Here is a 26295-nt window from a genome sequence, read left to right as displayed (position 1 = left end):
GCCGGTCACTCGAACCGCGTGGTGTCGCCCGCTCCCCTGCGGACGATGTCGAGTTCGCCGCCGGAGAAGTCGATGACCGTGGTCGGCTCCGTGCCGCAGTCGCCCGAGTCCACCACGACGTCGACCACGTGGTCGAGCCGTTCCTTGATCTCCCAGCCCTGGGTCATCGGCTCCTCCTCGTCGGGCAGGAGCAGGGTGCTGGAGAGCAGCGGTTCGCCGAGTTCGGCGAGCAGGGCCTGCGCGACGGCGTGGTCGGGGATGCGGACACCGACGGTCTTCTTCTTGGGGTGCAGCAACTGGCGCGGCACTTCCCTCGTCGCGGGCAGGATGAAGGTGTACCTGCCGGGCGTCGCCGCCTTGATCGCGCGGAAGACGTCGTTGTCGATGTGCACGAACTGTCCGAGCTGCGCGAAGTTCTGGCACACCAGGGTGAAATGGTGACGGTCGTCGAGGTTCCGGATGGACCTGATGCGACTGATGCCGTCACGGCTGCCCAGTCGGCATCCCAGGGCGTAACAGGAATCCGTCGGATACGCGACGAGCGCGCCGGACCGGATGCTGTCCGCCACACTGCTGATGGTGCGCCGCTGAGGATTGTCGGGGTGCACGTCGAAGTACTTCGCCATGCGGGCAGTCTAGGTTCCGGGTGGGACCGGCCCGGGACGGCGGGCCGGTGCGTCGGTGCGAGCCGGGGCGCTCCGGTGCGATGCGGTACGGGCGTACGGGGTGTACGGGGTGTACGGGCGTACCGGGCCGGCGGCACGTTCACACGTTCACACGACCGTCAGGCGGCGAGGCCCAGTTCCTGGCGCACCACGATCGCGTTGAGCCGGATCGTGTAGGGGGCGATGTCCCCCGTCCGCAGCGCGCCGGCCTTCTCCTTCTCCAGGCCGACGGTCACGTCGATGCAGAAGGCGACGGCGTACATGTGCTCGCCGGTCTCCTCGTCCTGAAGGGCGAAGAACAGGTCCCGGTAGTAGCTGGTGTGCTCGGGGCCCTCGTCGTAGTACGAGAGCCCCGGCTCGTTCTCCTGCGCCGCGAGTCCGGTGAAGGCGTGGACCAGTTCCTGCTCGATCGTGTCCCAGAAGGGGGCGTCGGCGAACTCCGCCGGGAGCGCCTGGCGTACGGCCTCCTTGAGGGAGAGCACCATGACGACGACCGGGGCCTCCTCCTGAAGTCCCCAGCCGCGGACCATCTTCACGACGGTGCTGTCGGGGATGGCCGCGGCCGCCTGACGGATGTTGTCGAAGTCGAAGTTGACGGTCGCCGGAGCGATCGCCTCCTGGAACAAGCGGTCGATGGCACGGGCCTGTTCGAGATGGTCCGGGCCCACCTCGATGACGGTCTTGAAACTGGCGGCCATGTCTCCTCCTGCGATGATCAAGAGCAATCAGATGTCGATCGGCATTGATCCGGGGTGATCAAGCGGGGTCAGTATGCCGAGCGGGCGCGTGGGCGGCGAGGTCGTCCCGCCGTACGGACGGCAGCTCCCGGGCAGTGGCGAGGGACAGCCATGGTCTTGCCGATCCGGCCCCTTCCCCGCACATTGACGGGCATGACGATCGTTGTACTGGTGGGCACGCTGGACACCAAGGGGCTGGAGTACGGCTGGCTGCGTGAGCGACTGCTGTCACGGGGCGTCGAGGTCGTGGTGGTCGACGCCGGGGTGGTGGGAACTCCGCGCATACCCGCCGACGTGCCGCGCGCGGAGGTGGCGCGGGCTGCGGGCGGGGACCTGGAGCGGCTGCGGGCGGAGGGCGACCGGGGCGCGGCGGTGACGGCCATGGCACGGGGCGCGGCCGAGATCGTGCGGCGGCTCCACGCGGAAGGACGGTTGCACGGGGTGCTCGCTCTCGGCGGCAGCGGCGGTACGTCGATCGCGACCCGGGCGATGCGGGAACTGCCGCTCGGAGTTCCGAAGGTGATGGTCTCCTCCATGGCCGCCGGCGACGTCTCGCCCTACGTCGGCTCCGCCGACATCACGATGATGTACAGCGTCGTGGACATCGCCGGCGTCAACCGTCTCTCCGCCCCGATCCTCGCCAACGCTGTCGACGCGGTCGCCAGCATGGCGAAGGGGTTCGCCGCCGAGCCCCGGGCCGTACGCCCCGCCGAGCTGGGTGACGACGGAGCGGGCGGCGAGGGCGGTGGCCCCCTGATCGCGGCGAGCATGGCGGGGGTGACGACGTCCGGCGTCGACGCGGCGCGGGAGCGGCTGACCGGGCACGGCTACGAGGTGCTGGTGTTCCACGCCAGCGGGTCCGGCGGGAGGACCCTGGAATCGCTCGCCGAGCGGCGGCTCTTCGCGGGAGTACTCGATCTGACGCTCTGCGAGATCGCGGACGAGCTGTTCGGGGGCATCCTGACGGCGGGGCCTGACCGGATGACGGCCGCCGGGCGCCGCGGGGTGCCGCAGGTGGTGAGCCCCGGGGCCCTGGACCTGGTGAAGTTCGGCCCGCTCGACACCGTTCCCGCCCGCGTGCGCGACCGGGACGTACGGGTGCACAACCCGTCCGTCTCGGTCGTCCGCACGACGGCGCGGGAGTGCGCCGAACTGGGGGCGCATGTCGCCGCGAAGCTACGGGTGTCGACTGGACCGACGGCGGTGTGTCTGCCGCTGCGCGGGCTGTCCACGCTGGGGGCGCCGGGCGGTCCGTACCACGATCCGGCCGCGGACGAGGCGCTGTTCGCCGCCCTGCGGGACGGGCTGAGGGGGAGCGCCGTCGAGGTCGTCGAGATCGACACGCACCTCAACGACCCGTGGTTCGGCCGTGCCGCCGCCGATCTGCTCCAGCGGCTGATCGCCGACGCGAAGGCGGGCTGACGGAGGCGGAAGCCGATGCGGCCCCCGTCTCGCCTCGCACCCGCTTCCGCCGCGCCGTGTGCCGACCCGCTACCCCGCCCCGCCCGTCAGGCGGGCAGGTCGGCCAGGCGTCGCCGGTCGAGCGGGGAGGCCCGACGGTCGAGGCGCTCCTCCAGGAGGTGGCGGGCGGCGTCGCTGTGGCCCGCCTCCATCAGCGCGTACAGCAGCGTCTCCTCGACGACCTCGCGCTGCGCGGCGCTGCCGCCCACCTTGCGCAGGGAGGGCAGGAGCGCCCGCAGTCCGGTCACCGCCGTCGTCCACCGCTCCTCCAGTACGGCTTCGAGGGCGCGGCACAGCGGGACGACGACCTCCCGCTGGACGGGATCGGCTCCGGCGGCGTGGGTGCGCAGACGGCGCAGCGCGGGCAGGTCGCCCGCCGCCGTGAGGGCGACGGCGCTGTGCAGCGCGGTGAAGGCGGTGGCGGGTCGCTCGACCAGGTCACGGGCGACCGCGTCGAGAACCCCCTCGACGGGCACCCGGCCCGTCCAGTTCCGGGACATCCGGGCCCGCCACAGGAGGGATCCGGAGTCGACGAGTGCCCGTACGCCGTTCACCTGACGGGGAGCCAGCTGGGCGAACCAGCGGCGGCGTACCGCCTCGGTGTCGTCCAGGGCCAGTTCGTGCAGCGCCACGTGCCAGGAGAAGTGCGCCCGGTGCACGGCTCCCCTGCCCTGGCCGCCGATCCAGCCGTCGAGCCAGTCGCGGCCGTCGCGGTGCGCGCCGGACTCGTAGTGGACGTGGGCGAGGGCGTGCACGGCGTGCCCGGAGGCGGGTTCGGCGGCCAGGGCCACCCGGGCGAGGGCGCCCGCCTCGTCGATCCGGCCCTGTTCCTGACGGACGAAGGCGAGGAGCGAGGTGTGGAACCAGTGACCGTCGTAGGCGGGCGCGGTGTGTTCCACGAGCCGCAGCGCGAGGGAGCCGTCGAGGTCCCCGACCCCGGAGAAGGCGATCGTGGGGACGGCGATGCCGAGCGCGAAGGCGTCGCCGGGGAACCGGTCGAGGTGGTCGACGAGCGCCCGGTCCCCGTCGTCCGCCGACGCCGGACCTCCGTCGTGCGCGCGGACGCGTCGGGTGACGACGTCGACGAAGGAGCGTTCCCGTTCGTCACCACGCTCCGCGGCGCTGCGCTGGGCGTCGGCGAGCGCGCGGGAGACGTCGACGTCCGCGCCGCTCTCGTGGCCGAGCAGGGCGAGCGCGGCATGGCCGAGGGCGAAGCCGGGGTCGAGTTCGACGGATCGGGCGAACGCCTCGGCCGCCTTGGCGCGTACGGTGACGACCCGGCCGAGCCCGGTGCGGAAGGCCGTGGCGGCGGCGGCGTGGGTGGAGAGCGGCAGCCCGAACTGGTCGGTGGGCCTGCGGCGCCCGGCGGGGCGGGCGGGGGTGAGCGGTGCGAGGACGGCCTCGGCGATCTCCTTGGCCTGGACACGGATCTCCGGGATCGCGGTCGTCTCCCACAGCTCGCCACGCCGGGGCGCGCCCAGGGTGAACAGCGGCCGCTCGGTGCGTCCTTGGCCGTCGAGGAGCCGGCCCGCGTCGGTGGCGACGCCGATGCCCAAGGGGCCCGGCACCGCGAGGCCGTCGGCGATCAGGCCGCCCCACAGCGGGTCGTCGGCGCCGTCCATCCGGAGTCCGGGCCCGGTGCAGTCCACCACCCGGGCCACGGTCAGTTCCCGGCCGTCGGCGAGACGGACGACGAGCCGGCCGTCCTCGAGCGGCTCGGCGGCGGCGATCCGTCCGGCGTGGATCCGCAGGCGGCGGGCGGCGCGGGCACGGGCGACGGCCTCCGCGGTGGCCGGTGCCATGCGGTGGCGGTGGACGTTCCACCGGGTGGCGTCGCGGGCGAGGAACTCGGCCCGCTCCTCGTCGGTGAGGCCCTGCCAGAGCGCCGCGATGCCGGGGCGCAGTCCGTCGAAGGCGGGCCGCCAGTCGCCGTGGTCCCGCAGGACGGCGGCGAGGTGCCGGCGCAGTGCCGGGCGCAGCCGGTGGAGCGGGAGGGCGCCGATACCGGGCGGAGGGGGCACGGGCGGCAGCGGGGCGACGGCGTGCGGCCGGGGCAGGAGTCCGCTGCGGGACACGGCGTGCACCGTGCGACCCGGCCGGTCGAGGACGAGGGCGAGGTCGACGGCGGTCAGGCCGGTGCCGACGAGCAGGACGTCGTCCGCCGGGTCCACCGCGTCGAGTGCTCCGGGCGCCCAGGGGTCGGTGACGAACCGGTCGGAACCGCGCAGTTCCGCCGGGGCCCAGCCGGCCGTTCCGGCGGCGGGCCCGGTGGCCAGGACGACGCTGTCGGCCGTCACGGTCCCACCGTCGGCGAGCGTGAGCGCGAGGCGCCCGTCGGCCGTGTCGGCGCAGTTCCCGGCCGTGGTCCGCAGCCGGCGTACGGCGACTGTGCCGTGCGCCGTGATGATGGCGCGTCCGAGGGTGTCGGCGAGGTACGAGCCGAAGCGGTGGCGGGAGGCGAAGTCGGCGGCGGTGACGGTGGATTCGCCGTGGCGGCAGAGCCAGCGGCGGAAGTGCCCGGGGTCGTCCGGGTAGCAGCTCATTCCGCCGACGGGCACGTTGAGGCGGTGCTCGGGGACCTCGGTGGCGTAGGCCGTGCCGCGGCCCGCCTCCGCGGCGGGGTCGATCAGGACCAGGTCGAGCGGGGTGCGGCGCCGGGCCGCGGCTTCGCACAGCTGGACGGCTACGAGCGCGCCGGCGGCGCCCGCGCCGACCACGGCCACGGTCGATCGCTGACGGGTGGACACCACGGACGCGACGGGAACCACGGAAACCTCCGAGCCAAGGCGGATGGCGCACGGTGAAGTTCGGCGATGTTCACTATGTCGATGGAGAATGTGGAATGACAAGCCCGCTCAGTCGGCGGTGGGGATGCCGGATCAGTTTCGCGCCAACCGTGAGACATTGAGGCGGTGAGGATCTCAGCGAGAACGGACTACGCCCTGCGGGCCATGGCGGAGCTGGCGTGTTCGCCCGACCGGCCTCTGAAGGCGGAGGAGATCGCCGGCCGTCAGGACATCCCCGTCCGCTTCCTCTTCGTCGTCCTCAGCGAGTTGCGTCAGGCGCGGCTGGTGCGGAGCGTGCGCGGCCCGGAGGGCGGCTACTCACTCGCCGCGCCCGCGGCGGACATCACTCTCGCCGATGTCATCCGTGCCATGGACGGTCCGCTCGTGAGCGTGCGTGACCTGAAACTGACGGGTCTCGAGTACCAGGGCGCCGCCGCCCCGATGCCGGACGTGTGGCGTGCCGTCCGGGCGAGCCTTCGCCACGTCCTGGAGGGCACGACCCTCGCGGATCTGGCGGCGGGGACCCTCCCCGAGCTGGTACGGGAACGGGCCAGCGAGTACAACGACGACGTGCGGACCTATCCGTAACCCCCGGTGCGGACTATCCGGGTCGACGGGGTCGCCAGGACAGGGCCGTCGCGGTGGTCGCGGCGGTGACCGACGCGAGGCGTGAATAGTCCAGGGTGTCCGGGGTGTCGGTCGGCCGGTGGTAGTGGGGGTTGCGGAACTCGGCCGTGCTCGTGAGCAGGACGGCCGGGATCCCGGCGTTCCAGAAGGCCGCGTGGTCGCTGCGGCCGAGCTGGTTGAGCGGCGGCAGGAGGAGGCCGGCGAGGGCGCCGAGCGGGCCGTCGGGGCGCGGGTCGCGCAGCGTGACGACGGGCAGCGGGGGTTCGGCGGCGCCGGCGGCCCGCTGCCAGAGGGAGGCGGCTTGATCGGTCGAGCGCCGATGGACCACGAGAGTGAAGTCGCCCCGCAGCCCGGTCGCGCGCACGGCGGCGACCGCACGGGGGAAGAGCAGGCCGAACCCTTTGGGCAGACGCTGGGTCCCGGGCTCGGTCGCGAAGCAGCCGACCGACTCGAGGCAGATCATGCCCGCCTGCGGGGTGGTGCCGTCGCGGCGAAGACGCCGGGCCGCGACCCGGGAACCGATGAACCCCAGCTCCTCCATGTCGAAGACCATGAGGGTGACCGCGGGGGGCCGCCCCGGCAGCCCGCCGAGAAGCCGGGCGGTCTCCAGCAGCGCGGCGACCCCCGAGGCGTTGTCGTCGGCGCCGGGGCTCCCCCGCACGGTGTCGAGATGCGCCCCGACGATCACGGTGGGGCGGTCGTCGGCGCCCGGCAGCCGGGCCAGGAGGTTGGCGCCGGTGAGCCGCCGGTGCAGGCGGAGACGGAGCGGGGACATTCCTCCGCCTGGGCGGTCCGAGCATCCCAGGCGGCCGCGTACGTCGAAGGGCCGCCGCTCTGTCCGCCAGCCGGCCTCCGTCAGCTCCCGCACCACATGTGCCTCGGCCCGTGCCATGGCCTCGGGCGCGGCGGTCCGGCCGCGCGGCCGGTCGGCCAGAAGCTCCACGTCGTACCGCAGGCGCGCCGGGTCGACCCGCCCGCTCAGCGCGCGGACGAGCGTGGGAAGGTCGCTACCGAGGTCCTGGTCCATGGCGGGGGCGGCTCCACCTCTCTCCCTCACCCTCGTCGGCTTCCCCGCGCCTCGCAAGGGCTGGGTGTCGCGCCGCGCCCGGCCCGGGCGGGGAACGACACTTGGACCGCGACGGACGGCACCAGGCCAGGCCTCAGCTTCTCGACGACCCCTACGGAAGGAACACGAAAGCATGCCGATGTTCGATCCGATCACGCGCAGGCTCCGGCGGCTCTTCGGGGTCCTCGACTCCGACCAGGACGGTTTCGTCACCTGGTCCGATCACCGCCAGATCGTGGACGCGTACGCCGCCGGTTACGGGCTGGCCGGGGACGACGACAGGATCCGGGCCCTGGAGAAGGCGTACTGGGCGCTGTGGCTCGGCCTGCTCACGCAGTCGGAGCCGGGGCGGGAGCGGCTGGACCAGGACGAGTTCGTCGCGGCGCAGCGTGCGGTGGGCTACGACGCGAACCGGCCGGAGCTGCTCGAGAACCTGGCGGAGGCCATCTTCCGGATCATGGACACCAAGGGGGACAAGCGGGTCAGCCGGGACGAGTTCGCCGCCTACCTCTCCGTCTGGGGCGTCTCCAGCGAGCAGGACCCGGTGGTCTTCGAGCGTCTCGACCTGGACCGTGACGCGTTCATCTCCCAGCGGGAGATCGCCAGGTCCCTTCGGGCCTTCCACCTTCACAACGACGATCTCAACACGCCGGGCGGCATCTTCCTGGGCATCTACTGAGCCGCCCCGCCCCTCGGGCGGCGTGGGTGATGCGCGGCGGGCCGTCGTGTGGTCGGATCGGCGTCATGGACCTCGCAGAGGAGAACGACGGGCCGGCACCGGGGCCCGCCCCCGGCAGTCGACGCCAGGCCGCCCGGCGGACCGTCGCGAGCCGGGTCGTGGACCGGGCGGAGCTGGCGGAGCTCCTCGACATACTCGACCTCCGGCCGGAGGTCGATCACCTCTACCCCGGCACGGCGTCCGAGACGAAGAACCGTCGCGGCCCCCGGCGACCGGAGTAGCGCGGGTGCGGTGCCCCCCGGCACACGGGGTTCGCGGCGGGCCCCGTCACGTGGGCGAGTTCGCGGCTCGCCAGTTCGCGGCGGGCCCGGAGGAACGCCCGGGGCCGGTCGACGGCCGGCACCGCCGTCGTACGGCCGTCGTACGGCCGTCACGCTCGTACACGCCGAGGAAGCTGCCCTCCTCCGTGGGGGCCCTCGACGACACGGACGGTGTCCCCCTCACGCCGCCGGCCCGCGCACCGGACGCGTGCGCCGTACCGGTCCGACCAGAAGACTGGCAGGGGGCGGTTGCTGTCCACCGTCCGGCCGGCCAGGAGGTTGCGTACGGCGACGGCGGTTGGTCGGTCGCGCCGGCCCAGTGTTCCGCGCGTACTCCTCCGCCGCGGGCGACATCGCCCACCGCCACGACCTGCGGCAGTGCGGTGACGCAGCCGACGTCGCAGAGCACCCCGTCGTGCAGCAGGAGTGGGGAGCCGGCGAGCCGGCGCCCTTCGAGGAGACCGTGATCGGCGCGGCCTGGAGCGGCTCGGCGACGCCGCCTCCACCGAGCGCTACCGCGCGGAGGATCTCGCGCTCGGCCGCCGCATCACGTACGACGTGAAGGCCAACTGGAAGTTGATCGTCGAGAACTTCATGGAGTGCTACCACCGCGCGACGATCCACCCCGAACTCACCGAGGTGCTCCCTGAGTTCGCGGACGGCTACGCGGCGCAGCACTACGTCGGCCACGGCGCCGGGTTCGCCGAGGAGGCCGAGGGGTTCACCGTTGACGGCAGCGAGGCTTCGCCCGGCTGCCGGAGGTCGCCGACGAACGGGACCGGCGCCACTACGCCATCACCGTGAAGCCGACCGTCTTCATCGACCTGGTGCCGGACCATGTGATCCTCCACCGCATGTTCCCGTTCGCCGAGGACCGTACGGCCGTCGAGTGCGACTGGCTGTACGCGCCGGAGGTCGTGGAGTCCGGCGCGGACGTGTCGGAGTCGGTGGAGCTCTTCCACCGGGTCAACGTCCAGGACTGCGAGGCCTGCGAGCGCACCCAGCCCGCGATGGCCTCCCGCGCCTCCCGCGCCGGCGGGGTGCTGGTGTCGACCGAGCACCACATCGAGACCTTCCACGCGTGGCTGCGGCGGAAGCTGAGCGAACCCTCCCCCGCCCCGGAGTGTTGACGGTCACATTCGGCATGGATCGCGACCGTCCGGTGAGGTACCAGCGGCAAGGGTGCGCCACTCCGGCGCTGACCAGGAGGAACGAGAAGCATGCCCGAACTCTTCATCGGCGGAGCCTGGCGGTCCGCGCTCGACGGGCGGACCCGGGAGATCCGGTGCCCCGCCGACGGCGACCTGGTCGCGGTCGTCGACGAGGCCGGCGCCAAGGACACCGTCGAGGCGATCACGGCCGCCCGCCGTGCCTTCGACGAGGGCCCGTGGCCCACGACGACGGCCGCGGACCGCGGCGACCTGCTGCTGCGCGTCGCCGATCTGCTCGCTCGCGACAAGGACGCCCTGGCCCGCGCCGAGTCCCTCGACACCGGCAAGCGGCTGGTGGAGAGCGCGTACGACATCGACGACATCGTGAACTGCTTCCGGTACTTCGGGCGGCTCGCGGCGGCCGAGACGGGCCGGGTGATCGAGACGGGCACCGCGAACACCGACAGCCGGGTCGTGTACGAGCCGGTCGGCGTCTGCGGGCTGATCACTCCGTGGAACTATCCGCTGCTCCAGACGGCGTGGAAGGTGGCACCGGCGCTCGCCGCGGGCAACACCTTCGTCCTGAAGCCCAGCGAGCTGACCCCGCACACGGCGATCCATCTGATGCGTCTGCTCGCCGAGGCCGGGCTGCCGGACGGTGTCGCCAACCTCGTCCTCGGCGCGGGCCCGGAGGCGGGTGCGCCGCTCGCCGACCACCCGGACGTCGACCTGCTCTCCTTCACCGGCGGGCTGCAGACCGGCCGCCGGCTGATGGCGGCCGCCGCCGGGACGGTGAAGAAGGTCGCGCTCGAACTCGGCGGGAAGAACCCGAACATCGTCTTCGCGGACGCCGATTTCGACACGGCCGTCGACATGGCGCTGACCGCCGTCTTCCTGCACTCCGGCCAGGTCTGCTCGGCGGGGGCACGGCTCCTCGTGGAGGACTCGCTGCACGACCGCTTCGTCGACGAGGTCGTACGCAGGGCCCGGGAGATCCGGCTCGGCGGGCCCTTCGACGAGCGGGCGCAGACCGGGCCGCTGATCTCGGCCGCCCATCGCGAGAAGGTCGAAGCCTACGTCGCGGCCGGGGTGGCGGAGGGCGCGGTGCTGCGCTGCGGCGGCGCCCGGCCGGAGGGTCCCGCGTACGACGCGGGCCACTACTACCTGCCGACCGTGCTCGACGAGTGCCGGTCCGGCATGTCGGTGGTGCGGGAGGAGTCTTTCGGCCCGGTGCTGACCGTGGAGCGGTTCCGCGACGAGGACGAGGCGGTCCGGCTGGCGAACGACACGATCTACGGCCTGGCGGGCGCGGTGTGGACCTCCGACGAGGGCCGGGCCGGGCGTGTCGCGGCCCGGCTGCGGCTGGGCACGGTGTGGATCAACGACTACCACCCCTACCTGCCGCAGGCGGAGTGGGGCGGGTTCAAGCAGTCAGGCACCGGGCGGGAACTCGGTCCGGCCGGCCTCGCGGAGTACCGCGAGACGAAGCACATCTGGCGCAACACCGCTCCGGAGCCGCAGGCCTGGTTCGCCTGAACCATCCCCCACCGACCAGGAGTTGACCCATGGCAGCAACCGCTCCCTCCTCTCCGCCGGGCGACGACGCGGAACTCACGGAGTTCGGCTACCGGCCCGAACTCAAGCGCACGCTCGGCAACTTCCACACGTTCGCGGCCGGCATCTCGTACATATCGATCCTCACCGGCACCTTCCAGCTGTTCTACTTCGGTTACGCCAGCGGCGGCCCCGCCTACTGGTGGTCCTGGCCGATGGTCTTCGCCGGGCAGTTCATGGTCGCGCTCTGCTTCGCCGAGCTGGCCGCCCGCTACCCGGTGGCGGGCTCCATCTACAACTGGGCGAAGAAGGTCGGGAACGGTCACGTCGGCTGGCTCGCCGGTTGGATGATGCTCATCGCCTCGGTCGTCTCGATCGCCGCCGTCGCCCTCGCCTATCAGCTGACCCTTCCGCAGATCTCCTCCGTCTTCCAGTTCGTGGGGGACGGGACGGGGACGTACGACGTGGCGACCAACGCGGTGATCCTCGCCGCGGGGCTGATCCTCTTCACCACGGTCGTCAACGCCTTCGGTGTGAAGCTGATGGCGCGGATCAACACCGCCGGTGTCTTCCTCGAACTCATCGCCACGGTCGTGCTGATCGTGCTGCTCGCCGTGAACGTGGTCCGCGGCCCGCAGGTCGTCACCGAGACGGCCGGCACCGGCTCGGGCCAGCCCTTCGGCTACCTCGGGGCGTTCCTGATCGCCTCGCTCGCCTCCGCGTACGTGATGTACGGCTTCGACACGGCGGCCTCGCTCGGTGAGGAGTCCCTCGATCCCTCGCGCAACGCGCCGCGCGCCGTCATCCGGGCTATCGTCGCCTCGTTCGTCCTCGGTGGGCTCATCCTGATCCTCGCGCTGATGAGCGTCTCGAACCTGCGGGGCGAGAAGCTGTCCACCGACGGCCTGCAATACGTGGTCCTGGACGTGCTCGGCCCGACGGCCGGCAAGGCCATGCTGTGGTGCGTGCTGATCGCGGTCACCGTCTGCGCCCTCGCCGTGCACACGGCGGCGGTCCGGCTCGCCTTCGCCATGGCGAGGGACAACAACCTCCCCGCCTCCTCGCGGCTCGCCAAGGTCAGTCCCCGGTTCGGCACCCCGATCCTGCCGACCGTGATCATCGGCGTACTCGCGCTGGCGATCCTGCTGGTCAACATCCGCCAGCCGCAGATCTTCACGGTGGTCACGAGCATCGGCATCGTCATGATCTACGTGGCGTATCTGCTGGTCACCCTGCCGATGCTGGTGGCTCGACTGCGCGGCCGGTGGCAGCCCGCCGAGGGCAGGTTCTCGCTCGGCCGCTGGGGCCTCCCCGTCAACATCCTGGCCGTGCTGTGGGGCGGGGCCATGACGCTCAACCTCATCTGGCCGCGGGCGGCCGTCTACAACGCCGCGGAGCCGTACCACTGGTATCTGCGCTGGGGCGCTGTCCTGTTCGTCGGCGCGATCGCGCTCGGCGGCTTCACCTACTACTGGTTCGTCCAGCGGCACCGTACGGGCGTCCTCGCCGAACACGCCGTCGTGGCGTCCCCTGAGCATGTCGCACCGAAGGAGGTCATCCCCTCATGAACGCCCTCGAGAGTGATGAGTTCGACTACGTCGTCGTCGGCGGCGGCACCGCGGGCAACGTGGTCGCCGCACGGCTGAGCGAGGACCCGTCCGTCACCGTGTGCGTCCTGGAGGCGGGTCCCAGCGACGTCGGGGACGACAACGTCCTCAGACTGGAACGGTGGATGGGCCTGCTGGACTCCGGCTACGACTGGGACTATCCGGTCGAGCCGCAGGTCAGCGGAAACAGCTTCATGCGGCACGCCCGCGCCAAGGTGCTCGGCGGCTGCTCCTCGCACAACTCGTGCATCGCCTTCTGGGCGCCGGCGGAGGACCTGGACGACTGGGCGGCCGCGGGCTGTACCGGCTGGAGCGCGGCGGACCTCTTCCCGCTCTACCGTCGGCTGGAGAACAACGACGCGCCCGGGGACCACCACGGCCGGTCCGGGCCGGTGAAGCTGCGCACGCTCAAGGGCGGGGACCCGTGCGGCACGGCCCTGCTGGCGGCGTGCGCCCAGGCGGGCATACCGACGACCCCGTTCAACACCGGCTCGACGGTGGTGCGGGGCGCGAACTGGTTCCAGATCAACGCCGACGAGAACAACATCCGGCAGTCCTCCTCGGTCGCCTACCTCCACCCGGTGATGGGCAAGCGCCCCAACCTGGAGATACGGACCGGGGTACGGGCGAAGCAGCTGGTCATCGAGGGCGGACGCTGTGTCGGCGCGCAGTACCTGGACCCGGACCTGATCCACACCCGTACGGTCCGCGCCCGCCGCGAGGTCGTCGTCTCGTGCGGCTCCATCGACACGCCGAAGCTGCTGATGCTCTCGGGCATCGGCCCCGCGGAGCATCTGCGGGAGGTGGGCGTGGACGTGCTCGTCGACTCCCCCGGCGTGGGCGAGAACCTCCAGGACCATCCCGAGGGCGTCGTGATGTGGGAGGCGAAGCAGCCGATGACCACCACGTCGAGCCAGTGGTGGGAGGCCGGCATCTTCTACGACACGGAGCCGGGCCTGGACCGGCCGGACCTGATGTTCCACTACGGCTCGGTGCCCTTCGACATGAACACCACCCGGCACGGCTATCCGACGTCGGAGAACGCCTTCTGTCTGACGCCGAACGTCACGCGTGCCAAGTCGCGCGGCACGGTACGGCTGCGGACGCGCGACTACCGCGACAAGCCTAAGGTCGACCCGCGGTACTTCACGCACGAGCACGACGTCCGGGTGATGACGTACGGCATCGAGCTGGCCCGCAGGATCGCCGCGCAGCCCGCGCTCGCCGGGTGGGCGGGGGCCGAGCTCGCCCCGGGACCCGACGTCCGCACCGCCGACGAGCTGCTCGACTACATCCGTAAGACGCACAACACCGTCTACCACCCGGCGTGCACGGTGAAGATGGGCGCGGACGACGACGTCTCGGCGCCGCTCGACGCGCGGCTGCGGGTCAAGGGGGTGCGGGGGCTGCGGGTCGCGGACGGGTCCGTGATGCCGGATCTCGTCACCGTCAATCCGTGCATCACGACGATGATGATCGGCGAGAAGTGCGCCGATCTGATGCGGGCGGACGCCTGACGGCCCGAGCGGACGGCGGGAGGCGCCCGTCCCGGCATGCTGCCGGGGCGGGCGCCTCCTGTCGTGCCGGGGTCCTGGGCCGTATCCGTGAAGTCCCGCCTGGCCCGCGGGCATACGGCGCTACCTTCCGGACACGACCTAGCTAGAAGGTCAGGTTCCAGGCGTCGATCCGGCCGGTGTCCTGGCTGGCGTTGTCGTTCACGCGGAGCTTCCAGACACCGTTCGCGACCTCCGAGGAGGCGTTGACGGTGTAGGTCGCGGCGATGTTGTCCGTGCTGCCGCCGGCTCGGTTGTGCACCGTGTACACGGTGCCGTCCGGGGCCACCAGGTCGACCTTGAGGTCACCGATGTAGGTGTGCTTGATGTCCACGCCGACCTTGAGCGTGGCGGGCGCGTTGCCCGTCACCCCGCTGACCGTGATCGGGCTCTCGACGGTGGCGTTGTCGGCGACGGTGACGTCGGTGAGGTTCTCGAAGTACTTCCCGGGCGGCGGGGTGAAGCCCCCGACGGCCTTCAGCGCGTCGGTCTGGCCCTCGCCGAAGAAGCCGTTCTTCGCCGTCGTGCCGGTGCAGCGGCTGTCCGAGGGGCAGGCGGTGTCGTTGGCCTGGGTGGAGAGCCGGGCGCGGATGTCCGCCGGGGTGAGGGCCGGGTCGACGCTCGCCATGAGCGCGGCGACACCCGCCACGTGCGGGGAGGCCATCGACGTACCGCTCTTGCTGCCGTACTTGCCGCCCGGCAGCGTCGAGTAGACACCGGAGGCGCCGTCGCCGCCGGGGGCCGCGATGTCGATGACGCCGTTGCCGAAGTTGGAGTACGAGGCCTTGACGTTGCCGCTGCCCATGGCCGCGACCGTCACGACGCCCGGAAGCTCGGTCGGGATGTCGATGCAGGCGTTGGTGATGGTGCGGGTGACCGGCGTGGAGTCGTTCGGGCTCTCGCTGTCGGTCGTCTTGTTCGCGAGGTCGTAGTTGGAGTTGCCGGCCGCGGCGATCTGCAGCGAGCCCTTGCTCTCCGCGTACGCCTGCGCGCGCTTGACGCCCTCGATGATGGCGGCCTGGTCCACGTTGTCCGGGCAGTTGAACGCCCACGGGTCCGTGTAGTAGCTGTTGTTGGTGACCTTGAAGCCGTGGTCACCGGCCCACATGAAGCCGCAGACGGTGTTCTCGGCGAAGAAGAGGCTGCTGGTCGGCTCCGCGATGCGGACCGAGGAGATCTTCACGCCGGGCGCGACGCCGATGACGCCCTTGCCGTTCTTCGCGGCGGCGATGGTGCCGGCGACGTGTGTGCCGTGGGTGCCGACGTCGCGCCAGGCCCCGGCGCGGGTGTCCGCCTTGCCGTAGGCGCAGGAGACCGAGTCGGCCGCGTTGAAGTTGGGCGCGATGTCCTGGTGCTGGTCGTCGACGCCGGTGTCGAGCACGCCGACCTTGACGGAGGCGGAGCCGGTGGTGACGGCCCAGGCCTGGTCGGCCTTGATCTGCGTCATGTCCCAGCGGTTGGACTCGGTGAGCGTGGTCGCCGACTGCGCCGGGTTCGCGGGGAGCGCCGGGTTGTAGGCGTCGGCCGGTACATCGGACGTACGGGTCGCGCCGACCTGCTGGACGCCGCTGACCGCGCGCATCGTCGAGGCGAAGGTCGTCGACGTGGAGTGGGCGACGATCACGCCGATCGCGTCGTACGAGGCGAAGACGGAACCGCCGTTGTTCGCGACGGCGGTGCGTACGGCGGTGGTGTCACCGGGAGCGGTGATGACCAGGTACGCGCGGGTGCCGGCCGCCCAGGCGGCCGGGGCCGCCGTGGTCGCGACCCGGGCAGCCGAGGCGCCCGAGGGCTCCGGGGTGGTCGACTCGGCGGCCTGGACGATTCCGGCGGGGGCGGCGAGCACCATGGTCGCGCCGAGCGCGGCGGCGGCCAGAGCGGAGTGTCTCAGCCGGCTGGATATGTGGGAAAACAATGCGTCCTCCGATGGCCCGGTGGCGCTGATGGCGCCGGCTCCGGGCCGTGCGATGTGTGGGGTGGACGCAAGATCGCAGACGATGCGGTGCGGAAGGAAGTGTTCTGTCCGACAAGCCCGTTGACGTTACAGACTGTTGACCTGACGGTGTGGTGATCGGTGCGGGTATCGCCCCTGATGGCCGGATCGTTCCGACCACTGAAGGCTCGATGGCCGTCTTCGCCGTGCGCAGCGACGACCGGTGGTGGCGCGAGCGGCTCGACCGGCCGATGAACCTCGCCACCACGCACGCGATCAGCCTCCTCACGCACGACGAGGAGGACCGGCCCGACAGCCGGGACGTGGTCGAGACCATGGACACGGAATGCCCGCCCCCGACCGTCTGCTCCGTCCCCCGGAACGGCTCCTCGGACCCCGTCGTCGACCTCGCCCCGGACCGGCCCTGTCCGGCCGGCGGGCGCCCCGCCGACGTCCGGGCGGCGGCCGGGACCGCCGTCCGCACGGAGGACGTCGTCGCCGTCGGCCGGCACCCCACGCACGGACGACCGGTCCGCCTCTTCGCCGAGCCCTACTTCGCCCCGGCCGCGGTGGGCGACACGGGCCGGGACGGCGCCGTGGTCCCCGTCCGCGGCGCCTCCTCCGCGCTCGCCGACCACCGTCGTACGCCTGGCCGCTGAGCGTCGGCCGCGCCGTCCTGGTGTGCCTGTCGGCCTCGGTCGGCCATGTGCCGTCCGGGCGGGCGGCCCGTCCGGCGCAGACGGCGCTGCGGCAGCAGGGTCGTTGCCCGCCGACGCGGCGCACGCGCGGCGGACTCCGGTCGCCTCGCCGCGCATGCTCGGAGAGACGGCGCCGTGCGGGGGACGGGGCGGGCGCCGAGGTGCCGCGCCGGACGCTGCGGCCCGCGGACGGCATGGGCGGCCTCGTCGACGGGCTGCTCACCCCAGCGCGGCTGATGCGGCGCGGAGCGCGCCCCTGTCCGGCGTGCAGGCGCTCGCCCGCGAGCCGCCGCGGCTCGACCGGCTGGTGGAGACGGTGGCCTGGGAGAGCGCCGCGGCGGGACGGTTCCGCAGCGGCTGGGGGTCGGCCGGGCCCGGGCTCTCCATCGCCTCCTGGGGCGCCCCCGCGCACGGCGGGAGCCTCTTTGCCGCCCCGGGCGGGACGGCCCCGCTACGTCCCGCGGCCGGCCACGGGCGGCTGACCGGCCCGGCCGACCGGCCCGCCGCGGAGCCTCAGTAGGGCCGTGGGGGCATGACCTGGCCCTCGGCGCCCTCCACCTCCAGGACACAGCGCGGGACGCCGGGGCCCGGCGTCGCGCGGACCGTGACCGCGGTCGGCGGATCGGTGGGCAGCTCGACACGCACGCTCACCGGGCGGTCGCCGCCGGTGGTGGCGTACCCCGTCTCCTTGCCGTCGACGAGGACCTCGACCACGGCGGTGTGCCCGGTCTGGACGGTGACGCTCACGGAGTGCCCCGCGTGGTCGGTGTGGAAGTGGTGGCGTCGTCTCATGGGGTCGTCTCCCGCCGGACAGGGCCGTCGAACGCCCTCTGGTCCAGCGTAGCCGTCACCCGAACAGCGGCGCTCCGGACGTGCAACCCCCCCTCTCTCCGGTGCACTGGAGAGGCAACCGTCCGCCGAGCATGGAGACGACCATGTACGAAATGCACGTCGGCCTCGCGGCCCCGGACGGGGTCTTCGTCTGGCACGTCGCCGCCATGGGCACCGCGACCGCCCTCTGTGGTCAGTCCCTCCACGAGGAGCACCTCGAAGAGCGCGAGAGGACCGACCGTCACTGCACCCCCTGCATGAGCTCGTTCCAGGAGCTGATGAACGCCCGGCGCTGACGCGTGGAACCCGTCAGTCCGCTCAGACCCCCAGCTTGGCGCGCAGCGCCGACAGCCTCGGACGCTTCTCGTGGCGCTCGCGCGACTGGCGGTCCAGCTCCTCCATCAGTCGCCGGCTCCGGTGGTCCAGGTCCAGCTCGTCGAGGATCCGGTCGACCTCGGCGAGCACGGCCCCGTGCAGCTGCCACTGCCGTGGATCCCGCAGCACACCCTGGAGCAGCAGGTCGGCCGCCCTGTCGCGGACGGCGCGGGCCGCCAGGAGCTCTCCGGTCAGCCGCTCCTCCGCCGCGTCGGCGTTCGCCGTGACCCGGGTGGTCACGAGGACGGAGAAGCTGACGAGCGTGTCGGCGACGTGGGCCAGGAGTTCCTCCAGTGCGAGCGCCGCCTCGCGCGGGAAGAGTTCCTCCTCCCGCCGCTCCTTGGCGAGGTCGGTGAGCGTCCGGGCCAGGACCCGCAGCACGACGGCGCAGATCTCCAGGGTGTCCAGACCGGTGCGCAGCACGATGCGGTGCAGCAGCCCCTCCTTGACCCTGGGGTTGAGGCGGAGGCTGTCCTCGGCCTGACGCAGGGCCGCGTCCACGTCGGCCACGTCGTTGTCGAGGCGGCGCGCCTCGTGCAGGCGGGCGGCCGCGTCCTCGACGAGGGTGGGGCTGGTGAGCTCCTCGCCCATCCGCAGCAGGAGCTGCCGCATGCGCCGGGCCATGTCCTCGATGGACTCGCCGGCCGTCCCCACCCAGACGGGCGGGGCGAGGACCACGTTGAAGAGCAGGCCCACCACCGCGCCGATGAGCGTCTCGAGGACGCGGTCCCAGGCGGTGTCGGTGACCTGGGTGACACCGAGGACGAGCATCGCGCTGATCGCGACCTCGGGCACGAACTCGTCGACCCGCACGAAGCGTCCGACCACGAGCGAGGCAAGGATGATCAGCCCGAGGCTCCACCAGGTCAGGCCGACCAGTGCGCTGAACGCGATCGCGATGAGGACGCCGACGACCACGGAGTTCACCCGGCGGATCCCGGTGGTGAGCGTGGAGTAGAGGGTGACCTGGACGACCAGGAGCGCCGTGAGCGGCGCGGTGAGCGGGGCGGCCTCGCTGCTCAGCTGGAGCGCGACGACGTAGGCGATCGTCGCCGCGGCGGTGGAGCGGAGGGTCTGGACGACGGCCGGTTCCCTTCGCCGTGCGAGCAGGCCGGCCACTGGCCGCCGGAGCGCGTTTCCCATGTCCGCCACGTCAGATGTCACGGTCCTTTCCTGTGGGCTTCGCCCTCTCCTGCCCCCATCAGGCTTTCGTACCCGAAGTCGCCGCGCACTCGGCGGCGGCGCGGCCGGGCGGAGGTTGCCGGAATGGCGATCTTCCGGGGGGTACGGTGGGATGAGAAGCGGTCAAAACGTCCACGACGGATGGATGAAGGTTGTGTCGACCTCGAGCCATGCGATGTTCGGCGCTCCCTGCTGGGTCAGCCTGATGACCCGCGACCTGCGCGCGGCGGAGTCCTTCTACGGCGCCGTGTTCGGATGGGAGTTCCGCCCCACGAAGCTGGGCGAGGAGTTCTCCGTCGCTTTCCACGACGGGGCACCGGTCGCCGGTATCGGCGCGCTCGCGCCCCGCCTGGCGGTGGCCGTCGCGTGGACTCCGTACTTCGCCGTCGACGACGCCGACGCCGCCGCGGCGCGCATCCGCGAGCGCAGCGCCACAGTGGCCGTGGGACCGCTGCGGTTCGGCACGGGCCGTGCGGCGCTCGCCTCCGACCGCGAGGGTGCCGTCTTCGGTATCTGGGAGGGCCGTGTCATCCCCGACTGGAGCGTCGGCAAGGGTGGGGCCCCGGCGTGGCTGGAGCTGCGGACCAGGAACGCCTTCGACGCGGCGATCTTCTACGCCGAGGTGCTGGAGTGGGCCGGGGAGCGTCCCGGTTGCTGCGAGGTCTCCTACGAGGACGACCATGTCGTGCTGAGCCACGCCGGCGTGACCGTCGCCCGGCTCGTCGGCGGCGCCGTGGAAGCGGCCCCCGACCCGCAGGTCAGGCCCCGGTGGCACGTCCACTTCCGGGTCCCGGACGTCGACAAGGCCGTCGAGACGGCGGTCCGTCTCGGCGGGACGCCGGCCTCGGCGCCGCACCCCTCCGAGGACGGCCGGTGCGCCACCCTGCGCGATCCGGACGGCGGACTCTTCACGGTGGCCGACGGACAGTAGCTCTTGACCGGCGCGCTCCGGGGAAGGGGCGGCGCGGGCGCATACTTGGCCGCATGGGATGGCCACCCGCCTCCGTGGACGACCTGAGGGTGCGGCTCGGCGCCTCGCTCTTCCGCCGTGTCGCCGGCCCGTCGGGCGAGGAGACGCGTGCCCGCATCCACGGCACTCCGGGGCCGCGGTGGTTCGGCCCCGAGCGTCCGATCCGTACGGTCCACGGTGACGCCTCGATGTTCGCCGGGGGTCTGGCGGCGCTGCTGCTGCAGTCCCTGCATCCGCTCGCCATGGCCGCCGTCGCCGCCCACTCGGGGTTCCGGGGCGACCCCTGGGGCAGGCTTCAGCGGACCAGCACCTTCCTGGCGGTGACGACGTTCGGCACGGCCGACGACGCGCGGCGCGCGGTCGACCGGGTACGGGCGGTCCACCGGCGGGTGACGGGCACGACCGCCGAAGGTGTTCCGTACCGCGCGTCGGATCCGCGTCTGCTGGGCTGGGTGCATGTGGCCGAGGTGGACAGCTTCCTGCGGGCCCATCGGTGCTACGGAGCGGCGCCGCTCGACCGGGCCGGGTACGACGGCTATGTGGCGGACGCGGCGCGGATCGCCCAGGAGCTCGGTGTGGAGCACCCGCCCCGCACCGTCGCCGAACTGGCGGAGCAGCTGGCCGGTTACCGCGGCGAGCTGCGGGGTACGCCCGCCGGCCGGGAGGCCGCCCGGTTCCTGCTCCTGAGCCCACCGCTGCCCTGGCAGGCCCGCCCTCCGTACGCGCTGCTCGCGGCGGGCGCGCTGGCGCTGCTGCCGCCGTGGGCGCACGAACAGCTCGGGCTGCCGTACATGCCCCGGTCGGCGCGGCCGGTGGCGCGGGCGGGCGGCGTGGTGGTGACGCGGGCGATCCGCTGGGCCATGGATCCTCCGCCGCCTGACGGGATCATTCTCCCGCGTGCGCGGCCCGGCGGATCGTCGCGTCGATGAGGGCCAGCGCCTGCTCGGCGGTGCGGCCCGGTGCGCGGTTCCAGGGGCCGATGAGGCCGGTCCAGCCCTGGGCGCGCAGTTCGGTGACGATCCAGGCGGCGGAGCGGTTCATCGTCTCGGCGCTGCCGTGGCCGAGGCGGTGGGCGGTCAGCAGGGCGCCGCAGAGGCAGCGGGCCCCGCGGGCGTCGCGGAGGCGGTACGGCCGGTTCTGCCAGCCCCACTCGACGAGGACGCGGCGGGCGTGGGCGAGGTGGGCGGAGGGGCGCAGGTCGGGCTGGCCGATGCGGCGCCAGGCGTGCAGGCGGTCGGGGAGGATCGCACCGAGCCGGCCGGGAAGCGGCCGCTCGACGGGCGGGGGCGCGGGAAGTGCGCCGAGGGCGGTGGCGACCAGCTCGTCGACGGGGACCGAGAGCAGGCGGCGCCACTCCTCGGGGGCCGGCACGGGACCCGGCACGGGACCCGGCGCGGGTGCGGTCGTGTCCCAGCGGCGGACGATCTCCTGCCAGGCGGCGGTGTCGTAGAGCCGGGCGGCGGCGCGGTCGACGGCCTCGGGGGCGGTGTCGGGAACCGTCTCGAATGCGGGGTGGGGGGCGACGGTCTCCATGGGCGGGCGCTCTCCTCGGTCGGTTCTCGGTCCTCTCGCTGAGTGGATTGTCGGCTTCATGCCGATACGCCTTGAGTGACCCGGAACCTGATCGCGCCCGGAACATGCGCGATCCACCCATAAGTTACCAATCGGTATGCCGTGACTTCCCATGCGGGCAGCAGTAGAACTCGTTCCCCTTCCCCCCGAGCGTGAGGACTTTCACGTGGTCACACGACGCAGATTCATCGCTGGAACAGGTTCTCTTCTCGCCGTCACGGCGCTCCCCCTCCGCTCCGCCACGGCCGCCCCCGTCGCCGCCGGATCCCACGTCCCCGCGCTGATCATCGGCAGCGGCTACGGCGGGTCGGTCACCGCGCTGCGGCTCGCCCGGGCCAGTGTCGACGTCCACCTGGTCGAGATGGGTATGGCCTGGGACACCCCCGGCTCCGACGGAAAGATCTTCGCCAACACCACGAAGCCCGACTACAGGTCCTTCTGGCTGCGCACCCGGACCAAGCAGCCGCTCAGCAACTTCCTCGGCTTCCCGCTCGACAAGGACGTCCCGCGGTACACCGGGATCCTGGACGCCGAGGAGTTCGGCGGCATCACCGTCTACCAGGGCCGCGGCGTCGGAGGCGGCTCGCTCGTCAACGGCGGCATGGCCGTCACTCCGCGCCGGGAGAACTTCGGCGCCGTCCTGCCGTCCGTGAACGTCGACGAGATGTACGACGTCTACTACCCGCGCGCCAACGCGGGGCTCGGCGTCACCCACGTCGACCCGGCCTGGTGGGAGAGCGCCGCCTGCTACCAGTACGCGCGGGTCGGCCGCAAGCACGCCCAGCGCTCCGGCTTCCCGTTCGTCTTCGTGCCCAACGTGTACGACTGGGAGTACATGAAGCAGGAGGCCGCCGGGGCCGTCCCCACGTCGGCACTGGAGGGCGAGGTCATCTACGGCAACAACCACGGCAAGAAGACGCTCCAGAAGACCTACCTCGCCCGGGCGGCGGCCACCGGCAGACTCACCGTCTCACCGCTGCACCGGGTCACCTCGGTCTCCCCGGCGGCCGGCGGCGGCTACACGGTCGTCATCGAGCAGCTCGACACCGGCGGAAACACCACCGCCGTCAAGACCGTCACCGCGGACAGGGTGTTCTTCGCGGCCGGCAGCGTCGGCACCGGCAAGCTGCTCACCCGGCTGAAGGCCACCGGCGCGCTGCCGCGCCTGAACAGCGAGATCGGCAAGGGCTGGGGCGACAACGGCAACGTCATGTGCGGCCGCGCCAACCACATGTGGGACGCGACCGGAAAACTGCAGTCGGCCATGCCCACGGCCGGCATCGACAACTGGGACGCCGGCGGGGCGTTCGCCGAGGTGGCGCCGCTGCCGACCGGGATCGAGACCTACGCCTCGTTCTATCTGTCGATCACGAAGAACCCGCACCGCGCCGAGTTCACCTGGAACGCCGCAGCGGGCCGTGTCGAGCTGGACTGGCAGACCGCCTGGAAGCAACCGTCCATCGACGCGGCGAAGACGATCTTCGACAGGATCAACGCGAAGGAGGGGACGATCTACCGCACCGACCTGTTCGGCTCCCACAGGATCTGGGGCGACCACCTCACGTACCACCCGCTCGGCGGTGCGGTGCTCGGCAAGGCCACCGACAACTACGGCCGCCTCCACGGCCACCCGGGCCTGTACGTCGTCGACGGCTCGCTGATCCCCGGCAACACCAGCGTCAACCCGTTCGTCACCATCACGGCGCTCGCCGAGCGCAACATCGAGAAGATCATCGCCACCGATCTGTGACCGCCGCGCCCAGCCGGTCCGCCGCACCCGGCCGGCCCGCGACGACCTCCGGCCCGGCTCACCCCCCGGGCAGGACGCACACGCTGTCGAGTCCGAGCACATGGTTGAGCCGGCCGAACGCCAGCCAGGAACCGATGCTCATGCTCAGCTCCACGATCTCGGCCTGGCCGTAGTGCGCGGTCATACGCGTCCAGAAGGCGTCGTCCAGGCCGTGGTGGTCCAGGGCGTACCGTTCGGCGTACTCGGCGGCCAGACGCGTCCGGTCGTCGAAGGCGTCGGTGGTGCGCCACTCGGTCACCGCGTCGGCGAACGTGGCCTCGACCTTCTCCCCGTCCCGTTCGGTACGCCAGTCCAGACAGAAGGCACACCCGTTGATCTGGGCGATCCGCAACCGTGCCGCCTCGAACTCGCGCAGCCCCAGGGTCGTGTGCTCGTACACCGACAGCGAGAAGTTCGCGGCGGCCGTCCCTATCCCGGGGACCATGTCGCCCCACACGTACCCGATCGGCTCCCGCCCTTCCGGGATGTCGATGATCACGACGGTCTCCTTCCGATTCTGCCGACTGCCGGACGCAGCGGGACGTCGAGCGCGTCGTAGAGGCCGGGCCCGGCCGCCACGAGCCAGTCGATGGCGTTCACGAGCCTGCCGACCGCGGTGGCGTTCCCGCCCGCGGAGCGGTTCTCCCCCTCGTCCGCGGCCTCGACCGTGACCTCGATCCGCGGGCGGCCCTCGATGATCACCCGGTGCGCCCCGGCGCCGTCGGGCGGCGTCGGCCAGTCCGGGGCGCAGGAGGGGTGGACGCGGGTGATGTGCTCGACGACGAGGCGGGGCTCACCGTCGACGATCCCCTGCACCTCGAAGCGGACGGCGCCCTGGGTGCCGGCCTCGAAGGCGCCCATCGTCCGGGTGGTCACGGTGGCGTCGAGCGGGCGGCGCTCCAGGGTCTCGCGGATCTCTTCGAGCTCGATCCCCAGCGCCCTGGCCATGAGCCGTATCTGGCCGCCCCACACCATGGCGGGGATGCCCGGGGCGAGCATCAGGGGCTCGTACCCCATGGGGTGCCCCATGCCGATCAGGTGACGGACGGAGTCCTCCTGCTCGTACGTGGAGTAGTCGAAGATCTCCTGGCAGCGGACCGCGTCCACGGTGGTGCCGAGGCCGCTGATCAGCAGCGGCAGCACGTCGTTGCCCCAGCCGGGGTCGACGCCCGAGGCGAAGAGCGAGCCGCCGCCCTCGGCGACGGCGGCGAGCACCGGGTCCCGGAACTCCGGCGGGGCGTTCCGCTGGTCGTAGAGCGGATACAGCGCGGGGGTGACGACCACGGCGCCGGTCCGGACCGCCGCGACGACGTCCGCGAGCGCTTCGTCGGGCCGGGTATCCCCGGAGGCGGCGTACACCACCGCGCGGGGGCGGGCGGCGAGCGCCCCCGCGGTGTCGCGGGTCGCCGCGACGCCGAGGCGGCGGTCGAGTCCGGCGAGTTCGCCCGCGTCGCGACCGTCCTTGGCCGGATCGTGGACGAGTACGGCGGCGAGTTCCAGCACCGGGTGGGCGTCGACGGCCCGAATGGCCGCGCGACCGACATTCCCGGTGCCCCAGACAACCGTCGGAATCATGCGCTGAGATTATCCTGACGGACCGTCAGTTCCTAGGGGCGTGCGGCTACCCTCTTCGCCTTCGAGCCGGCGCGTCACCCCTGACTACGCTCCGTCACCGAGCGAGGCGGGCACGCCCTGATTAGCGTGGCCCTCGGGAACCCCCATCGAGAAGCGCACCGAGACACACATCGAGCCAACACCATCGATCGGAAGAGAGTCACCGTCATGGCCGCACGACCTGAAGGCACGCCGGTCTGGACCGACGCGATGTTCACCGACGTCGAGGGAGCCAAGAAGTTCTACGGCGAGGTGCTGGGCTGGACCTTCGGCGAGTCCTCCTCGGAATTCGGCAACTACACGCAGGCCTACCGGAACGGGAAGGCGGTCGCGGCCGTCGTCCCGCCGATGCCCGGCCAGGGCGACCCGAAGTCGGCCTGGTGTCTGTACTTCTCCTCGCCGGACGTGGCCGCCACCGCGGAGAAGATCAAGAACAGCGGCGGCGCTCTGCTCATGGATCCGATGCAGGTGAGCGACTTCGGCTCCATGTGCCTCGCGCAGGACCCCACCGGTGTCCTCTTCGGCGTCTGGCAGCCCGGCGTCCACGAGGGCTTCGAGCTGGAGGGCGAGCCCGGCTCCTTCGCCTGGGCCGAGGTCTTCACCCGCGAGCCCGCCAAGTCCGACGCCTTCCTCACCTCGGTCTTCGGCTACAACGCGAAGACGATGCAGGACGACCATGTCGACTACAAGGTCTTCGACCTGGGCGGCGAGCAGCCGGTCCTCGGCCGGATGACGATGACGCCGGAGGACTTCCCCGAGGAGATCCCTCCGTACGTCCAGATCTACTTCGCCGTCGACAACTGCGACCAGGCGGTCGAGAAGGCGGAGAAGCTGGGCGGCCGGAAGGTCTTCGGCCCGATGGACAGCCCGTTCGGCCGCTTCGCGGCGATCCTCGACCCGCAGGGTGCGGCCTTCGCCGTCATCGACCTGTCGACCACCGAGGGCGAGATGCCCGAGATGATCTGAGTCGCGGGTGAGCCGGGCGCCCGGGGCCGCCGCTCTCGCGGCCCCGGGCGTCGCCGTGTCTCGGGCTCGGTCACGGACGGCGAGGCCGTCGCCCCCGCTGATCAGGGAGTTGTCGGCGGTGGAGGCGCCGGGGCGGGAGACCGCGATCACGCGGACCAG

The 26295-nt window shown here is 72.2% G+C and carries 24 protein-coding genes and 2 pseudogenes; 15 read left to right on the top strand and 11 right to left on the bottom strand.

Annotation, left to right across the window (positions count from 1 at the left end; genetic code table 11):
* Nucleotides 1–5: 5 nt before the first annotated feature.
* On the bottom strand, nt 6–626 hold the full coding sequence (locus tag IE136_RS08110) for an L-threonylcarbamoyladenylate synthase (RefSeq protein WP_158992792.1): 621 nt from the start codon (nt 624–626) through the stop codon (nt 6–8).
* A 158-nt stretch (nt 627–784) separates the two neighbouring features.
* Nucleotides 785–1363 carry a Type-2Aa cytolytic delta-endotoxin gene (locus IE136_RS08105; RefSeq protein ID WP_158992790.1) on the bottom strand — a complete coding sequence of 193 codons (579 nt, stop codon included), beginning with the start codon at nt 1361–1363 and terminating at the stop codon, nt 785–787.
* 192 nt (nt 1364–1555) lie between these two features.
* Between IE136_RS08105 and IE136_RS08100 the strand changes: the two genes are divergently transcribed.
* Nucleotides 1556–2824: a Tm-1-like ATP-binding domain-containing protein gene (locus tag IE136_RS08100; RefSeq protein WP_189599942.1), complete on the top strand. Its 1269-nt coding sequence runs from the start codon at nt 1556–1558 to the stop codon at nt 2822–2824.
* Nucleotides 2825–2910: 86 nt separating this feature from the next.
* Here IE136_RS08100 and IE136_RS08095 read toward each other — a convergent pair whose 3' ends face one another.
* Nucleotides 2911–5613, bottom strand: a complete 2703-nt coding sequence (locus IE136_RS08095) for an FAD/NAD(P)-binding protein (RefSeq protein WP_229818701.1) — start codon at nt 5611–5613, stop codon at nt 2911–2913.
* A gap of 162 nt (nt 5614–5775) precedes the next feature.
* On the opposite strand from IE136_RS08095, the gene IE136_RS08090 reads away from it, so the two are divergent.
* Entirely contained in the window at nt 5776–6237 is a 462-nt protein-coding gene (locus IE136_RS08090; RefSeq protein WP_158992786.1) for an RrF2 family transcriptional regulator, read from the top strand.
* A gap of 13 nt (nt 6238–6250) precedes the next feature.
* Here IE136_RS08090 and IE136_RS36565 read toward each other — a convergent pair whose 3' ends face one another.
* Nucleotides 6251–7303, bottom strand: a complete 1053-nt coding sequence (locus IE136_RS36565; protein ID WP_189599941.1) for a M28 family peptidase — start codon at nt 7301–7303, stop codon at nt 6251–6253.
* Nucleotides 7304–7475: 172 nt separating this feature from the next.
* Here IE136_RS36565 and IE136_RS08080 point away from each other — a divergent pair, with 172 nt between their 5' ends.
* On the top strand, nt 7476–8021 hold the full coding sequence (locus IE136_RS08080) for an EF-hand domain-containing protein (protein WP_158992782.1): 546 nt from the start codon (nt 7476–7478) through the stop codon (nt 8019–8021).
* Between the two features lie 65 nt (nt 8022–8086).
* Nucleotides 8087–8302 (top strand): hypothetical protein, encoded by a 216-nt coding sequence (locus IE136_RS08075; RefSeq protein ID WP_162467816.1) that lies wholly within the window; start codon nt 8087–8089, stop codon nt 8300–8302.
* A 68-nt stretch (nt 8303–8370) separates the two neighbouring features.
* On the opposite strand, the pseudogene IE136_RS35430 reads toward IE136_RS08075, so the two are convergent.
* Nucleotides 8371–8783 (bottom strand): annotated as a pseudogene (locus IE136_RS35430) (oxidoreductase C-terminal domain-containing protein); the annotation flags it as partial.
* On the opposite strand from IE136_RS35430, the pseudogene IE136_RS08070 reads away from it, so the two are divergent.
* The 4 genes and pseudogenes from IE136_RS08070 to IE136_RS08055 all read left to right on the top strand — a co-directional run.
* A pseudogene (locus tag IE136_RS08070) lies at nt 8775–9471 on the top strand (SRPBCC family protein); the annotation flags it as partial. The pseudogenes IE136_RS35430 and IE136_RS08070 overlap by 9 nt on opposite strands.
* A gap of 90 nt (nt 9472–9561) precedes the next feature.
* Nucleotides 9562–11028 (top strand): aldehyde dehydrogenase family protein, encoded by a 1467-nt coding sequence (locus IE136_RS08065; protein ID WP_158992778.1) that lies wholly within the window; start codon nt 9562–9564, stop codon nt 11026–11028.
* Between the two features lie 29 nt (nt 11029–11057).
* The gene (locus IE136_RS08060; RefSeq protein WP_158992777.1) at nt 11058–12614 is read left to right on the top strand and encodes an APC family permease; all 1557 of its coding nucleotides are present in this window, start codon (nt 11058–11060) and stop codon (nt 12612–12614) included.
* Nucleotides 12611–14170, top strand: a complete 1560-nt coding sequence (locus IE136_RS08055; RefSeq protein WP_189599940.1) for a GMC family oxidoreductase — start codon at nt 12611–12613, stop codon at nt 14168–14170. Before IE136_RS08060 ends, IE136_RS08055 begins: the two co-directional genes overlap by 4 nt.
* A 142-nt stretch (nt 14171–14312) precedes the next feature.
* Here IE136_RS08055 and IE136_RS08050 read toward each other — a convergent pair whose 3' ends face one another.
* Nucleotides 14313–16082 carry a S8 family serine peptidase gene (locus tag IE136_RS08050; protein ID WP_189600021.1) on the bottom strand — a complete coding sequence of 590 codons (1770 nt, stop codon included), beginning with the start codon at nt 16080–16082 and terminating at the stop codon, nt 14313–14315.
* 248 nt (nt 16083–16330) lie between these two features.
* On the opposite strand from IE136_RS08050, the gene IE136_RS08045 reads away from it, so the two are divergent.
* Together IE136_RS08045 and IE136_RS08040 are read left to right on the top strand one after the other, a co-directional pair.
* Nucleotides 16331–16798, top strand: coding sequence for a hypothetical protein (locus tag IE136_RS08045; RefSeq protein WP_189599939.1), 468 nt, complete (start codon nt 16331–16333; stop codon nt 16796–16798).
* 304 nt (nt 16799–17102) lie between these two features.
* Nucleotides 17103–17357 carry a hypothetical protein gene (locus IE136_RS08040; protein ID WP_158992772.1) on the top strand — a complete coding sequence of 85 codons (255 nt, stop codon included), beginning with the start codon at nt 17103–17105 and terminating at the stop codon, nt 17355–17357.
* Here the strand turns inward: IE136_RS08040 and IE136_RS08035 are convergent.
* Nucleotides 17351–17629 carry a hypothetical protein gene (locus IE136_RS08035; RefSeq protein WP_189599938.1) on the bottom strand — a complete coding sequence of 93 codons (279 nt, stop codon included), beginning with the start codon at nt 17627–17629 and terminating at the stop codon, nt 17351–17353. The two genes, IE136_RS08040 and IE136_RS08035, sit on opposite strands and share 7 nt — an antisense overlap.
* Nucleotides 17630–17772: 143 nt before the next feature.
* Here IE136_RS08035 and IE136_RS08030 point away from each other — a divergent pair, with 143 nt between their 5' ends.
* A complete protein-coding gene (locus IE136_RS08030) occupies nt 17773–17964 on the top strand; it encodes a hypothetical protein (RefSeq protein ID WP_158992768.1) in 192 nt (63 codons plus the stop codon).
* Between the two features lie 22 nt (nt 17965–17986).
* On the opposite strand, the gene IE136_RS08025 is transcribed toward IE136_RS08030, so the two are convergent.
* Complete coding sequence (locus IE136_RS08025) at nt 17987–19186, bottom strand: FUSC family protein (protein WP_158994935.1); 1200 nt, start codon at nt 19184–19186, stop codon at nt 17987–17989.
* Nucleotides 19187–19370: 184 nt separating this feature from the next.
* Here IE136_RS08025 and IE136_RS08020 point away from each other — a divergent pair, with 184 nt between their 5' ends.
* Both IE136_RS08020 and IE136_RS08015 read left to right on the top strand, forming a co-directional pair.
* Entirely contained in the window at nt 19371–20156 is a 786-nt protein-coding gene (locus IE136_RS08020; RefSeq protein ID WP_373309023.1) for a VOC family protein, read from the top strand.
* Nucleotides 20157–20209: 53 nt separating this feature from the next.
* Nucleotides 20210–21124, top strand: coding sequence for an oxygenase MpaB family protein (locus IE136_RS08015; RefSeq protein ID WP_158992766.1), 915 nt, complete (start codon nt 20210–20212; stop codon nt 21122–21124).
* Here IE136_RS08015 and IE136_RS08010 read toward each other — a convergent pair.
* Nucleotides 21081–21728: a DUF6197 family protein gene (locus IE136_RS08010; RefSeq protein WP_189599937.1), complete on the bottom strand. Its 648-nt coding sequence runs from the start codon at nt 21726–21728 to the stop codon at nt 21081–21083. The genes IE136_RS08015 and IE136_RS08010 overlap by 44 nt on opposite strands.
* Nucleotides 21729–21933: 205 nt before the next feature.
* Here IE136_RS08010 and IE136_RS08005 point away from each other — a divergent pair, with 205 nt between their 5' ends.
* Nucleotides 21934–23517 carry a GMC oxidoreductase gene (locus IE136_RS08005; protein WP_373309022.1) on the top strand — a complete coding sequence of 528 codons (1584 nt, stop codon included), beginning with the start codon at nt 21934–21936 and terminating at the stop codon, nt 23515–23517.
* A gap of 58 nt (nt 23518–23575) precedes the next feature.
* On the opposite strand, the gene IE136_RS08000 is transcribed toward IE136_RS08005, so the two are convergent.
* Nucleotides 23576–24055 carry a carboxymuconolactone decarboxylase family protein gene (locus IE136_RS08000; protein ID WP_158992760.1) on the bottom strand — a complete coding sequence of 160 codons (480 nt, stop codon included), beginning with the start codon at nt 24053–24055 and terminating at the stop codon, nt 23576–23578.
* Complete coding sequence (locus IE136_RS07995; RefSeq protein ID WP_158992758.1) at nt 24052–25131, bottom strand: NAD(P)H-dependent amine dehydrogenase family protein; 1080 nt, start codon at nt 25129–25131, stop codon at nt 24052–24054. The genes IE136_RS08000 and IE136_RS07995 overlap by 4 nt, the downstream gene beginning before the upstream one ends.
* Before the next feature lie 207 nt (nt 25132–25338).
* Here IE136_RS07995 and IE136_RS07990 point away from each other — a divergent pair, with 207 nt between their 5' ends.
* Entirely contained in the window at nt 25339–26136 is a 798-nt protein-coding gene (locus tag IE136_RS07990; RefSeq protein ID WP_158992756.1) for a VOC family protein, read from the top strand.
* Nucleotides 26137–26295: the final 159 nt, after the last annotated feature.

The organism is Streptomyces lateritius, from assembly GCF_014649715.1.
In the GTDB taxonomy this organism is placed as follows: domain Bacteria; phylum Actinomycetota; class Actinomycetes; order Streptomycetales; family Streptomycetaceae; genus Streptomyces; species Streptomyces lateritius.
Note: the sequence above shows the minus strand (reverse complement) of the source record. Positions and strands in the feature narration are given on the sequence as shown.